The sequence below is a fragment of the Rhodococcus sp. JS3073 genome (genome assembly GCF_026810085.1).
Lineage (GTDB): Bacteria > Actinomycetota > Actinomycetes > Mycobacteriales > Mycobacteriaceae > Rhodococcus_F > Rhodococcus_F wratislaviensis.
Genome location: NZ_CP113951.1, coordinates 7,960,018 through 7,972,956, shown reverse-complemented (window position 1 = coordinate 7,972,956; position 12,939 = coordinate 7,960,018). Strand labels below are relative to the sequence as shown.

At 64.9% G+C, this 12,939-nt stretch carries 10 protein-coding genes and 1 pseudogene; 2 read left to right on the top strand and 9 right to left on the bottom strand.

The features are described from left to right. From OYT95_RS36325 to OYT95_RS44835, 3 genes and pseudogenes are all read right to left on the bottom strand, one after another. The gene (locus OYT95_RS36325) at window positions 1-1,188 is read right to left on the bottom strand and encodes a lipid-transfer protein (RefSeq protein WP_037231741.1); all 1,188 of its coding nucleotides are present in this window, start codon (window positions 1,186-1,188) and stop codon (window positions 1-3) included. A 61-nt stretch (window positions 1,189-1,249) separates the two neighbouring features. Beyond that, window positions 1,250-2,503, bottom strand: coding sequence for an acyl-CoA dehydrogenase family protein (locus tag OYT95_RS36320; RefSeq protein WP_112298405.1), 1,254 nt, complete (start codon window positions 2,501-2,503; stop codon window positions 1,250-1,252). Between the two features lie 921 nt (window positions 2,504-3,424). Next, window positions 3,425-3,689 (bottom strand): annotated as a pseudogene (locus OYT95_RS44835) (nitrilase-related carbon-nitrogen hydrolase); the annotation flags it as partial. Between the two features lie 28 nt (window positions 3,690-3,717). On the opposite strand from OYT95_RS44835, the gene OYT95_RS36310 reads away from it, so the two are divergent. Then, window positions 3,718-4,389 carry a GntR family transcriptional regulator gene (locus tag OYT95_RS36310; protein ID WP_268790367.1) on the top strand — a complete coding sequence of 224 codons (672 nt, stop codon included), beginning with the start codon at window positions 3,718-3,720 and terminating at the stop codon, window positions 4,387-4,389. On the opposite strand, the gene OYT95_RS36305 is transcribed toward OYT95_RS36310, so the two are convergent. Then, entirely contained in the window at window positions 4,361-5,731 is a 1,371-nt protein-coding gene (locus OYT95_RS36305; RefSeq protein ID WP_268790366.1) for an MFS transporter, read from the bottom strand. The genes OYT95_RS36310 and OYT95_RS36305 overlap by 29 nt on opposite strands. Window positions 5,732-5,932: 201 nt before the next feature. Between OYT95_RS36305 and OYT95_RS36300 the strand changes: the two genes are divergently transcribed. Next, window positions 5,933-6,622: a DUF2848 domain-containing protein gene (locus OYT95_RS36300; RefSeq protein ID WP_268790365.1), complete on the top strand. Its 690-nt coding sequence runs from the start codon at window positions 5,933-5,935 to the stop codon at window positions 6,620-6,622. A 299-nt stretch (window positions 6,623-6,921) separates the two neighbouring features. Here OYT95_RS36300 and OYT95_RS44535 read toward each other — a convergent pair whose 3' ends face one another. The 5 genes from OYT95_RS44535 to OYT95_RS36275 form a co-directional block, all read right to left on the bottom strand. Further along, on the bottom strand, window positions 6,922-7,746 hold the full coding sequence (locus tag OYT95_RS44535; protein WP_328286525.1) for a nuclear transport factor 2 family protein: 825 nt from the start codon (window positions 7,744-7,746) through the stop codon (window positions 6,922-6,924). Continuing rightward, window positions 7,734-9,203, bottom strand: coding sequence for an AMP-binding protein (locus OYT95_RS36290; protein WP_328286524.1), 1,470 nt, complete (start codon window positions 9,201-9,203; stop codon window positions 7,734-7,736). Before OYT95_RS36290 ends, OYT95_RS44535 begins: the two co-directional genes overlap by 13 nt. Before the next feature lie 90 nt (window positions 9,204-9,293). Next, entirely contained in the window at window positions 9,294-10,217 is a 924-nt protein-coding gene (locus OYT95_RS36285; RefSeq protein ID WP_268790364.1) for a VOC family protein, read from the bottom strand. Continuing rightward, window positions 10,214-11,080, bottom strand: a complete 867-nt coding sequence (locus OYT95_RS36280) for a fumarylacetoacetate hydrolase family protein (RefSeq protein WP_268790363.1) — start codon at window positions 11,078-11,080, stop codon at window positions 10,214-10,216. Before OYT95_RS36280 ends, OYT95_RS36285 begins: the two co-directional genes overlap by 4 nt. Further along, entirely contained in the window at window positions 11,080-12,873 is a 1,794-nt protein-coding gene (locus tag OYT95_RS36275; RefSeq protein WP_268790362.1) for an FAD-dependent oxidoreductase, read from the bottom strand. Before OYT95_RS36275 ends, OYT95_RS36280 begins: the two co-directional genes overlap by 1 nt. Window positions 12,874-12,939: the final 66 nt, after the last annotated feature.

The window sequence follows — 12,939 nt, the reverse complement described above, 5'->3', positions numbered from 1 at the left end:
TCAGCCCACTTTCTTGTACACGGCGGCGACACCCGCGCCACCCAGTCCGAGGTTGTGTTGCAAAGCTGCGGTAGCCCCGGTGACCTGCCGTTTGTCGGCTTCACCGCGTAGCTGCCAGGTGAGCTCGGCGCATTGGGCCAGGCCCGTCGCTCCGAGCGGGTGGCCTTTGGAGAGCAGGCCGCCGGACGGGTTCACAACCCACTGGCCGCCGTAGGTGGTGCCGCCGGAGAGGAGAAGGTCGCCGCCCTTGCCCTCCGGGCACAGACCCAGGGCCTCGTACAGCAGGACCTCGGCCGGCGCGAAGCAGTCGTGCAACTCGACTACTTGGACGTTTTCCGGGCCGAGGCCGGACTCCTCGTACACCGCCTCCGCGATTTTCCGGTTCATGTGCCACCCGACGATTGCCTTGTCGGTCCCGTCGAAGGTGTCCGGGGTATCAGTGACCATGTGCATTCCGGCGATTTCGACAGCCTTGTCCCACAGGCCGTGCTGCTCGACGAAGCGCTCACTGGCCACGATCGCGGCCGCTCCGCCATCCGAGGTCGGGCAGCACATCATCCGGGTGAGCGGATCGCTGATCATCGGCGCGGCCAGAATCTCATCGAGCGAACGGGCCGTCCGGAACTGCGACCGCGGGTTGTTCACCGCGTGCGAATAGTTTTTGACCGAAACCTTCGCCCATGTCTCTGCGGGGGTGCCATAGGTCTCGGAATGCTCCTTCGCCGCGTTGGCGAACATTTGGGCGGCGATCGGTGTGGACTGGCGGCCCCGTCGCGTCCACATCGCCTTGATCTGCTTGCGCAACGGGGACGGGCGGTTGGCGAAGGCCATTTGAATTTCGCCGCTGTTCATTTTCTCGAACCCCACCGCCATCACGCAATCGGCTTGCCCGAACTTGACTGCTTCGCGGGCCATGTACAGCCCGGAAACGCCTGAGGCGCAATTGTTGTTCACATTGACGATCGGAATCCCCGTCATCCCGAGCTCGTAGAGTGCTCGGTTGCCGTAGCACGAATCGCCGTGCACGTAGCTGCCGAACGCTCGCTGCACGAGATCGTACGAGATCCCCGCATCATCCAAAGCGGCCTGACCGGCTTCTTTTCCCATCTCCGGGTAGTCCCAGTTCCGGGCCCCGGGCTTCTCGAACTTGGTCATACCGACACCGATGACGAAGGTGCGCTGAGCCATCTTCACTCTCCTACAGATTGTCGAAAGTACTGGAGCTCTCGAGAGCTCACGTGGTTGGTGGTTACGAACGGCCCGTTGCCGACGCCGGTGCCGGCTGTCGCGGTTCACGCGGCAATCCGAGTGCACGCTCGGCAATCGTGTTCTTCTGGATCTCGTCGGTGCCGCCGCCCAGACGGACACCCGGGAACGAGCACACGAACTCGGACCAGGCAAAAGTGCCCCACTCGCCGGTGTCGGCCACCAGAGACGGTCCCAGCATCGTCGTGGCCAGCTCGCTGACCGACTGCATCCATCGGGTCATCGTCAGTTTGGAAATCGACCCCTCCGGCCCAGGAACTCCGGCCTTCGCGTTGGCTGCCGCGCGATGCGACGTCCAAGAACGCATTCTGTTGACGGCGTAGACGTCTGCCAGGGACTGCCGGACCAGTGGGTCCGAATCGAGCCCCTGATGCTGCGCGGTCATCATCATCCGGCCGATCACGTCGGGCCCGGCGCCGCCGCCGCCCTCGGCCGCCGAGGCTCGCTCGAAGCCGAGTGTGGTCATCATGGCTTTCCATCCGCCACCGACCTCACCGATACGGGCCGTATCCGACACTCGCACACCATCGAAGAAGACCTCGTTGAAGCAGGCACCGCCGGTCATCTGCCGCAGGGGCCGGACGGTCACTCCGGGGGTGTCCATCGGCACCACGAACGCCGTGAACGCTGTCTTGTTGTCCACGTCCTTGGAGGTGCGGCAGATGACATAGCCAAGGTCGGCGAACTGCGCGCCGGAGGTCCACACCTTCTGTCCGTCGAGGATCCAATCGTCTCCGGCACGGTTCGCACGCAGCGCGATCGAACCAAGATCAGAGCCCGCACCAGGCTCGGAGAACAGTTGGCAACAAAGTAGGTCACCCCGACGGAGCTTCGGCAGCCATTGTCTCTTCTGTTCCTCTGTACCGAGCGTCAAGATCGTGGGCGCCTCGATCTCGAGACTGATCGACGCCACGTCTGCGACAGCCGGGATGGCGAAGCTGCGCTCGAGTCGCCGGAAGGCAGACTCGTACGCCCGAGGCAGTCCCGCTCCGCCGTACTCCGGCGGGTAGCTGATCGCGCCGTAGCCTGCGTCGAACTTCGCGCGCTGCCACGCCAGAACGGCATCGATCTGGGCGCGTTCCTCTTCCGGACAACTGTCGCGGAAGAGCGAGACCTTGTCGAGCCCACTTCCCCACACCAGCGCACCACGCGGTGGCCGCGGGTTGACGTTGCTACTCAGCCACTGCCGAGCCCCGTCGAGAAACTCCTCGATCTGGGGCACCTTAAGTTCTCCCATGCCAAACGACTTTTCACTTTTTCCGACGGATTGTCAAGGGTCGAACACCGGACCCTCGCAGACAGCGTGCCGCTGGACCATCGATCGGATGCGAGTTTCCTCTCGGAAATGGGTTCTACACTGGCATTGAGCCGACACGCGGTGATTGAACTCGGCAATTGAACAGCCGCGGACCCGCACGGCGAGCGTGCCGCAAGCACTCTGGAACGGGTATTCACATATTGTGGTGTTTGCTTGCGTGCATCGACGCGTACACGAGGACATCCGTATGCGACGCCCGGAGGATTGGCGATCCTTTGATCGGCTTCGTGACAGCTTTTCGACAGATATCGTCGAAACCACTCCCCCACCCAGGAAACGGCAAAAGCGGCCCCGCACCCATGCCGCCAGATGCCTCGCCGACTCGCTACACCGCGATGCCGGCCAAAACAGTAGGTCAGCTCCCGCGCGAGAGCCGGGTCGATGTCGGCGTGGCACAGCCGCGAGGACACACTGCCCTTCCCAGGGGCCGAGCGGGAAAGGTCTGGTCCGTCGTCGTTGCGCGTGACTCACCCCTGACGGGAGCGCGCGAGTTTGTCCGGTTCCGTCGACGCCGGCGGACCCGCCGCGCCGGCCGCCGACCGGGCGTTCACGACATGCAACGCTACTCACGAGGCCAACCATGGGAGCATGCCGTGCGAGATGGCCTGGCTCATGAACGCCATGCCGGGCAGTGTGCGGGCGGCTGTCGTCAGTGCCGCCTGTTCGCCAGTACCGGAAGTGTCGAGCGAACCTGTGTGACGAGATCCGTATCGATGTCGACGGTGAGGATTCCCGGGACGGAATCGAGTTGTCCCAGAACATCTCCCGTGGGCGAGGCAACGATGCCGTGGCCGACGCCCAGTGGCGCCGTGCCGTGGATCTTCTCGCCCGAGGCGGTCGGGTGAACATTCCGGCGACGACTGTGATCCCTGCTCGGGCGGCGCACTCGCGGACGGCGTCGGCCCGGACCGTCCAGAGGCTGCACGACGTGGGCGAGCGGACCACCGAAGCGTTGCATCGCGGCCTCGGGGAACACCACCAGCCGGGAACCTGCATCGGTGGCCGCCGTCACCTGCTTCTCCACCGTCGCCAAGTTGGCCGCGGGGTCAGTCGAGCTGGGGATCTGGGCGAGACTGATACGGAGCGTCACTGGGATGCTCCTCATTGAACACGCTCTGGTGTATACATATTGTATGCAGGAAATAGGTGGGATCGAGGGTTCGGCGACCGAGTTGTCGGGTCGCGAAAAGGCCTATCTGTACGTCAGGGATCAGGTGCTGACGGCGCCGGCGGCCACGGGTTCGTTCCTCAGCGAGCAGGATCTCGCGACGCGGATCGGGGTGTCCCGCACTCCCGTCCGGGAGGCGTTGCTGATGCTCCAGGCGGAGGGCCTCGTCGAGATGGTGCCCAAGCGCGGAGCGCACGTCCCGGCCATGTCGGGGCGGCAGATCGCGGAGTTGATGGAGTTGCGCGGCGTGCTCGAACGGCACGCCGCGAGCCGGGCGCTGGGGGCGGGACGGGTGCCGATCGACGCGATGCGTTCCGCGCTGGCCGAGCAGGAACAGTTCGCGAGCGATCCGAGTGCGGAAGCGGCCCGTGCGTTCATCGACTGGGACGGGCGTTTCCATCAGTTCCTCATCGATTCGGCCGGCAGTGAGCTGCTCTCGCGTACCTACGCCGGACTGCGCGCGCGCCAGCTCCGCGTCGGCATGACGGCCCTCTTCAGCGCGTCCGACCGGCAGCACAAGGTGTGCGCCGAGCACCAGGCCATCATCGACGCGTTCGAAGTCGGCGACGAGGGCCTGGTGCACGAGCAGATCAACAATCACCTCGAGGTTACGCTTCAGATTCTCTTGCGTGCCTAGCGTTCTCGATCGCCAGCATCGCATAGTGCTCGTCCTCGGTGGGATCGGGGTTACGTCCCAATGCGAGGCCGACCAGGGTCACCGCGCCGACGATCAGCACGTAGACGGCGATCGGCACCCAGCTGTCCGTCTCACTCAGCAGGTAGGTGAAGATCAGCGGTGCCATGGCGCCACCGAAGACGCCGGCGATCGTGTAGGCGAGTGAACTGCCCGTCGAACGCAACGCGACCGTGAACTGTTCGGTCACGAACGCGGCCTGCGGACCGTACATGAACGAGTGGAACCCCAACCCGACAACCACCCCGACGATGAGCAGCGGAAACGAGCCGCCACCGATGACGACGAAGAAGATGGCGCTCCAGGCGACACCGCCGACGGCGGCGGCGGCGTAGACCAGACGCCGGTTGATGCGATCCGAGATGGCCCCCGCAAGAGGAATCAGGCCGAGCTGGAATGCGGAGCCGATCAGGATCGCGGTCAGTACCTCGCCGCGATCGAAGCCGAGCTTCCGGGTTCCATACGTGATCGCGAAGACCGTGAACAGGGCGTAGATCACGTCGGGCGCGATGCGCGACAAGATGGCAGCAACAAGCGGACGGGTCTGCGTCGTGAACACCTCGCGGATGGGGGCCTCGGCGCGGTCGCCAGATTCTTGCAGTGCCTTGAAGACGGGGGTGTCCTCGAGCTTCAGGCGAATCCACAGACCGAAGCCGACCAACAGGGCGGACAGGAGGAAGGCAAGTCGCCATCCCCAGGACTCGAACTGGGCCTCGGTCATGGAGACGGTGAGTATGGCGAGTACGCCGTTGGCCATCAGGTTTCCGGCGGGAGGACCGATTTGAGCTGCCGACGACCAGAAGCCGCGTTGGCGTGGGTTTCCGTACTCACTCGATAGCAGGACGGCGCCGCCCCATTCGCCACCGACCGCCACACCCTGGGCGAATCGCAACATCACGAGAATGATCGGAGCCGCGACACCGATCCGGTCGTAACCGGGGAGCAGACCGATCGCGAAGGTCGTCACACCGATCAGGAGCAAGGTGATGACGAGCAGTTGCTTGCGTCCGATCACGTCCCCGAGGCGTCCGAAGACGAACCCGCCGATCGGTCTCGCCACGTAGCCGACGGCGTACGTGGAGAACGCCAGCAAGGTCCCCGTCAGGGGATCACTGTCCGGGAAGAAGATCTGGGGGAAGATCAACGCGGCCGCCGCCGAGTAGACCGCGAAGTCGTACCACTCCAGCGCCGTACCCGTGAGACTGGCGGCGAACGCCTTCGCCAGACCCTTCTTGTCGACGGGTGCGGGTCTGTCTGCACCGACGGAGGTGGACTCTCCGATCATGGCAACTCCTTGTGGGTTGGATTCTTGTCCCGTACGACTCGGCCCGTGCTGTGGTTCAGCTCACCGACGCCGTTGTACTAGTCACATACTTGCTGTATACAAGACGTATGCGCAACCCCTTCGGCGCAGAAAAAACAAGAAAGTAACAATCGGCCCTGGTCCCGACCGGAACCAGAGGCCCGGAGTCAGGAGCCTCTACCCATGTCGCAACTCACGTTCACCCTGCCGGACGGCACAGTCGAAACCGTCGAGGTCACGACACTCCTCAACGCCGGTTACGCCGGCCGGAACCAGGAAGAGGTGGCGTCACACATCGCTGAACTCGCAGAGTTGGGTGTAGCGGCACCCACGACCATCCCCGCGATGTACCCCATCTCCCCCTACCTCGCGCAGCAGACGACCGAGGTCTTCGTGCAGCACGGCCAGACCTCGGGTGAAGCCGAGTGGGCACTCGTGATCACCGACGACGATGTTCTGCTGACCGTGGCCTGCGACCACACCGACCGTGACCTCGAAGTGCACAGCGTGGCGTGGAGCAAGAACGCCGCACCCGATGTACTCGGTACCCGCGCATGGCGGCTGTCCGAGATTTCCGATCGCCTCGATGACATCACCCTGACGGCATGGGTCGGTCAAGGTGACGGCGAACCGTCCACCCTGATCCAGACCGGGACGCTGGCCGATCTCCTCGCTCCGAAATACTGGCTCGACGTCCTTCGGGAGCAAGGGTTGCACAAGCCGGGAACCGTGCTGGTATCGGGCACGATCTCCATGCGTCACGGGGTGAATCAGTTCGCCGATTCATGGAAGGTCACGATGCAGGATCCGGCCACAGCCGACGAATTGACCTGCAGCTACCGAACTGTGCGGATGCCTCAACCCATCGGCTGATCGTCGGGATCATGTTCGGTTGCGCTGTGTGGTCGAGGAAGTCGTCGTCGAAGAGTTCGTCGAACACCTCGAAGCCTCCTCCGCCCTGAACCTCTCCGGTATTTCGGTGGACGACAGCCTTCGCGGGTTCGCTCAGGTCGGCGGATTGCATCGGATTTTCCGATCCTGCGTTGTCGGCCGGGTGCAGATCCCAGGCGTGCGTGGGGATTAGGGATTCGGGCCGACCATCCCTCAGGCGGCTGCCACCGCGGCATCGCGGCGCACGGCGTCTACGCCGAGATGGGTTCCGGGGCGGGCCGCTACGCGAAGACCGGATTGACGTCCATGAAAATCCGGTAGTCGGCCACCCTGCCGGCGACGATCCGGAATGTATTCGCGCACGGCAGGCTGAGTTTGCGACCGTCGGCCCGTTCGTAGTGCACGGTCATGATCACCACGATACGGTCGGCCTCCACCTGCCAGAAATGTTCGATCTCGTGCCGGATGCCGTTGATGCGGCCGAGAAACGTGGCACACGTGACGGCGACGTCCGATTTGCCCGCCAGGCAGTCGGCGCTGCCGAACCGGAACGTGATGTCGTCGGCGAACAAGTCCGCCAGCGCATCGGCGTCACGCCGGTCCACAGCAATGAACAGGGTTCGGACCAGCTCTTCGAGCGAGTTGTCCACGGTGGTCATCGCGACTTGCTCCTTCGAACCTTGTGGTGGGCGGGCCGCGAACCACGCGAGAGCCTGTGGGCGATCGACGGCGTCGGGATTGATCGCCTGCTCGACGGGAACTCCCTGAAGTAGCCGTTTGACAGGGATCTCCAGACGTTTCCCGGTGAGCGTGCGGGGAAGGGCGGGGACCTCGATCACCTCGTCGGGGACGTGGCGCGGCGATACCCTGGTGCGAATGGCCGATCGAATACGTTCCACCAGTGCGTCGGTCAGCTCCGCTCCGTCGGCAAGGTCGACGAACAGTGGCATCCAGTAACCGCCGTCGGGCTGTTCGACACCGACTACGAGGGCGTCGCGGATGTCGGGAATCTGCTCGACGACCTCGTATATGTCGGCGCCGCCGATCCGCACCCCGAGGCGGTTCATGGTCGCATCCGAGCGGCCGTGAATGATCACCCCGCCCATACGCGTGAGGGTGACCGAATCCCCGTGACGCCAGATCCCTGGGTAGGTGTCGAAATACGCTGCCCGGCAACGCTCGTGGTTGCGGTCGCCCCAGAAGTACAGTTGCATGGACGGCATCGGTTGGGTGACGACCAGTTCTCCCGGCGTGGCCACCACCGGAGTCCCGTGTTCGTCCCACACCTCCATGGCGACGCCGAGCGCCCGGGCTTGGATTTCGCCGGCTCGCACCGGCAACGTGGGAACTCCGGCGGCGAAACCCGAGGCGATATGGTACCACCGCTCTGACTGGACAGCCACAGATGCGAACCAATCGCGTCGTAGACCCATGCGTAGGCGCTCGGCGGCAGAGGGGATCCGGTACCGCCGAGGTATCGCAGTTCGGAGAGGTCGAACTGCTCGCCGGGGCGCACGCCGGCACGTTGGCACGCAAGGAGATAGGCGGCGCTGGTGCCCATCACGGTGATATGGTGGTCGCAGGCAATGCGCCAGGAGGCGTCGGTGGCGGGCCAACTCGGATTGCCGTCGTAGGCAAGGATGGTCGCCCCGAGGAGTAGACCAGCTACCTGGACGTTCCACATCACCCAGCTGGTGCTGGCATACCACCAGAACCTGTCGCCGGGACGCAGATTCGCGTGCAGCCCCAGATATTTGAGTTGTTCGAGCAGCACGCCGCCGTGGCCGTGCACGATGCCTTTCGGCCTGCCGGTGGTGCCGGAGGAGTACAGCACCCACAGGGAGTGGTCGAAGGCGACCGGGGTGAAGATCGGTTCGGCCGGGTGCGCGATCACCTCAGCCCAGAGGGGGTCGCCCCCGCGGGCGGCGGGCGCCCCGCGGTGACTGATCCACAGCACCTCGCGCAGACTGGGGATCTGGTCACGGAGCGCGTTGACGGCGTCGCCGTGGTGGTGGATCGATCCGGAGTACCGGGAGCTGTCGGCGGCAATCAGGACGACGGGATCGAGCTGTGCGAGCCGGTCGGCGGCCCCGGAGGGGCTGTATTCCGGACCGCATGCACACCAGACGGCTCCGAGGCTGGCGCAGGCGAGGAACGCGACGACCGCTTCGGGGATGTTCGGGAGGTATCCGACGACCCGGTCTCCCGGTGTGACCCCGCAGGCGGCAAGCCAGTCGGTGACCGCGCCAACCTGTCCGCGGAGCTCGTTCCACGACAATGTGGTCTGCCGGCCGCTCTCATCGAGCCCGACTACGGCCGCACTGTCGCCGTCGATGTCGTCATGTTGGAGAGCATGAGCCGCGAAATTCAGTCTCGCGCCGGGAAACCACTGGGCGCCGGGCATTTCGGAGTACTCGAGGGCTTGCCGAGAGGGCCTGGTGGCGTGGATACCGACATCGAAAAAGTCCCAGATGGAGGTCCAGAAGTCCTCGAGCCGTTCGGTGGACCAGTTCCACAGTGCCGAATAGTCCTCGAAGGTCAGTCCCCGCGTTCGCCCAACCAACGCTGATATCGGGTCAGCACGCTGCCTTCGAGCAGGTCCTCGGGGGGCACCCAGAGCAGTTCCCCGGCGTCCGGAGTCGGGTTTGGTGCGTCATCGCGCACTGTGAGCCCCCCTCATCAGCGCCGCGAGATCCTCCGGAGCGAGGAAGGACGGTGGCGGAGGCGGGCCCCAGCTGTACAGCCCCTTCATGCCCTCGACAACGCCCGGCTTCCACAGTTGGTCGTCGACGACGCAGTCGATGTCGCTGTAGTACTCGGAGAAATTGCCTGCCGGATCCTTGAGATACCAGAAGAAGTTGGAACCGATGTGGTGGCGGCCGAGTCCCCACACGTGCCGCTCCGGGTTTCCCTCGAGCATGGCCGTGGCTCCGCGACCGACCTCGTCGACATCGTCGACCTCCCAGGCGGTGTGATGGAGGAAGTTCAGTGGCGCCTGTTGTACCAGGATGTTGTGGTGGTCCTCGGAGCACCGCAGGAAGCTGGCCAGCCCGGGGACACGGTCACTGACCTTCAGCCCGATGCCCTCGGTGAAGAAGCGCTGGGTGGCGTCCTGGTCGAGGGACCCGATGACCACGTGGCCGAGTTTGCGGGGTTGCACCGGGTTTGTGCGCTCGACTCCTGGCGCCCGGACGTTGGGGCGGTCGATGCGTCCCGGACCGTTGTACGGGGCCGGCTCGGTGCGCGGCTGCGCCAGACGTGGGCTGACCGTCACCCGGGTCCGCAGCGCGGCGACGGGTTCGTCGGCGACGAGTGTGTCGGCGGTGCGGGTAAAGGGCAGGGCGAGCGCGGTCAGTTGGACGCCGATTCTGTCGAGGTCGTCGGGATCGTCTACGCCGATGCCGATCTCGAGTAGCCGGCGTTGCCGCGACGGGACGAACCGGAGTTGTTTCCCGCCGTCGACGGTCGATAGGGCGCCGGCTTCGTCGGCGGTCAGACCGAAGTCGCGGTAGTAGCTGATCGCCGCAGCGACGTCGGGTACCCCGATCTGAAGCGAGGTCAATCGGTGCAGGCTCATCGGGTGCCCCCCAGTTCCATGGCGGAGAGGCCGGTGAAGGTGTGGCGCATCTCGCCGATTCCCTCGACCCAACTGACCAGCTCATCGCCGGGCCGCAGATACCGCTGCGGGGTCCGGGCGTGCCCCACGCCCGCGGGGGTACCAGTGAAGATGACGTCGCCGGGGAGCAACGGCAGCACCGACGACAGCCGCGCCACCAGTTCGGGCACCGAAAAGATCAGGTCGGTGGTCCGGCCTTTCTGGACGAGTTCGCCGTTGATCTGGCAGCCCAACTCGAGGTCGTCAGGGTTGAGGAACTCGTCCACGGTGACCAGTGCAGGTCCGATCGGTGAGAACCCCGGGTAGGACTTGCCGAGGCTGAACTGGGGCACCGGACCGGACAGCTGCAGTGTGCGCTCGGAGAGGTCTTGTCCGACGGTCAAGCCGGCGACGTGGTCCCAGGCCGCCGACTCGGGCACCTGGTATGCCTCACGGCCGATCACGGCTACGACCTCGACTTCCCAGTCCACCGTGGCGGCCGGGAGGTCGATCATGCCGCTGGGGCCGGTCAGTGAACCGGCGAACTTGGTGAATACGGCGGGGTGTTCGGGTGCGGTGAATCCGCTTTCGGCTGCGTGTTCGGAGTAGTTCAGGCCGATGGCGAAGATCTGGCGCGGCGCGGTGACGAGTTGTCGAACCGCGGTGGCCGCGAAAGGCTCCACGGTCTCTGTGTTCACGCCGTCGGCCCACCTGCGGAACTGCTCCCATTCCGTGTAGATCTGCTGTGGGTCGGCGGCGAAGCGACCATCGCTGGCGCGCTCGACGTCAATGGCCCCGCCGCCGGACAGTAGGGCCAGTCGCCCGTCGAGATTGGTGATGCGCATCAGGCTGCTCCCTCGGTGAGGTCGGTGGACAGAATTTGGTTCAGCGTGCCGGTCAGCACGGCCTTCGGGTCGTCGACTGCTTCCATGGAGCGGAAGGCGATGTAGCGGTCGGGCCGCACCAGTACCGCACCGGTGGAGGTGATTTCGCGGTTCTTCAGCCACGCACAGCGCACGTCGACGTAGTCGCTGTCCAACACACCCACTCGTACGGCGCGCAATGGCAGATTGTGTTCGGCGGCGAGCTTCTCGGCGGCCTCGACCCAGGCATTGCCGTCTTCGCCGGCGATGAGCAGGAAGTAATCGCCGTGGACCAGCGTGCCCAGCGGTAGGCGCTCCCCTTCGCGTTCGACCCAGGCGTGCGGCAACGGGTGTCCCGGTTTGGTGCTCGGCTCGTAGAGACGAACAGGGTCCAATGGGATGTAGGGGTCGCTGCCGTCGTCCACAACGGCCGCCGAGGAATAGGTGTACCCGAACTCGACGTTGTGGTGACGGAACTCGATGGTTTGTGATCCGATCGCACAGTTGAGTGCGTGACGCTTGTCCCGCGAGGCGGGCAGGTCATCCCACAGCGGGCGCAGTTCCGCCCAGTTCTCGTCGGCGGATTTGTCCGGCGAGAGCCCGAGTGCCTCGTCGATCTTGTAGTGATTCATCGCGTTGGCGATGGCGTTGTCGATATTGTGCTGATCGACGGGTTTGCGCTCTGCCTCGTAGGTATCGAGCAGGCCGTCGCCGGCCTGACCGCGGAGCACGGCCACGAGTTTCCATACCAGGTTGTAGGCATCGTGGACTGCGCTGTTGAGTCCCAGACCGCCGGTCGGTGGGTGACGATGTGCCGCATCGCCGAGTAGAAACACCCGTCCGTCTCGGAACCGGTCCGCGATCACCCCTTCCATCACCCATGCACTGATGCGGAAGATCTTCGGTGAGAAGTCCGCGATCCCCAGGGTGGCTCGCATCCGCTCGAGTACTTTCTCCTCCTGCATGGCGTCGGGGTCGTCGGTGGCGTACTGCATGTGGAAGACCCATTCCTCGGACTTGGGACCCCAGTGGTCCGGTCCCATCGGCACCAGGATTCCGCTCGCCCACGAGCCACCGAAGTTCGGATTGACCAGCCAGCGGATCAACACCTCGTCGTCGCCCAGCCACTGCGACAGGTCCGCGCCCATGTGCACGGAGACGAGCTTCATGATGTCGCGTGGCCCCGACATTTCGATGCCGACCGCCGCGCCGACGACGTGTCCCCCGTCGGCGCCGAGCAGGTAATCCGCGCGCACCGAGTATTCCTCCTCGCTGGCGCGGTCGAGGATCCTCGCCGTCACACCCTCGCCGTCCTGTTCCAGCGAGAGCAGCTCGTGATTGAATCTGATCTCGCTGCGGCCCAGTAACTCTGCGTGTTCTTTCAGGACTGGCTCGAGCCGGATCTGGGGAAGATTCGTGGTGCGGCAGGCGCTTGCAGCGATGTAGTCGGGGTCGGTATAGCCGCCACCCCACACCTCGAGCCGCCCGAGTTCGCGGCCGTAGTTCGCGTGGTCGCCCGACAGCCCGGCGTACCAAGCGGTCGCCTTCATGTTCTCCGGCGGTGTACCCCGCTCGTAGATCGCATCGGCCACCCCGACCTCGGTGAAGATCTCCATTGTCCGCTGGTTGAGCACGTGCGCCTTCGGCAGCCTCGATGTGTGCGGTGACCTGGAGATGAGCAGCGAATCCACCCCGTACGTGGACAACAGCATCGAGGCCGTCAACCCAGCGCCGCCGCCGCCGACGATCAGAACCGGAATATGCATTTCCGTCATGTGCGCTCGCTCCTTCAGCGATCAACAGCAGCCCCGAAGCCACTGAATGTGGTGTCCATCACAGAA

What these genes read in the sequence shown, in the direction of transcription:
- OYT95_RS36325 (WP_037231741.1), bottom strand. Translation starts at nt 1,188, where the DNA reads ATGGCTCAGCGCACCTTCGTCATCGGTGTCGGTATGACCAAGTTCGAG.
- OYT95_RS36320 (WP_112298405.1), bottom strand. Translation starts at nt 2,503, where the DNA reads ATGGGAGAACTTAAGGTGCCCCAGATCGAGGAGTTTCTCGACGGGGCT.
- OYT95_RS36310 (WP_268790367.1), top strand. Translation starts at nt 3,718, where the DNA reads ATGCAGGAAATAGGTGGGATCGAGGGTTCGGCGACCGAGTTGTCGGGT.
- OYT95_RS36305 (WP_268790366.1), bottom strand. Translation starts at nt 5,731, where the DNA reads ATGATCGGAGAGTCCACCTCCGTCGGTGCAGACAGACCCGCACCCGTC.
- OYT95_RS36300 (WP_268790365.1), top strand. Translation starts at nt 5,933, where the DNA reads ATGTCGCAACTCACGTTCACCCTGCCGGACGGCACAGTCGAAACCGTC.
- OYT95_RS44535 (WP_328286525.1), bottom strand. Translation starts at nt 7,746, where the DNA reads ATGGGCGGGGTGATCATTCACGGCCGCTCGGATGCGACCATGAACCGC.
- OYT95_RS36285 (WP_268790364.1), bottom strand. Translation starts at nt 10,217, where the DNA reads ATGAGCCTGCACCGATTGACCTCGCTTCAGATCGGGGTACCCGACGTC.
- OYT95_RS36280 (WP_268790363.1), bottom strand. Translation starts at nt 11,080, where the DNA reads ATGCGCATCACCAATCTCGACGGGCGACTGGCCCTACTGTCCGGCGGC.
- OYT95_RS36275 (WP_268790362.1), bottom strand. Translation starts at nt 12,873, where the DNA reads ATGACGGAAATGCATATTCCGGTTCTGATCGTCGGCGGCGGCGGCGCT.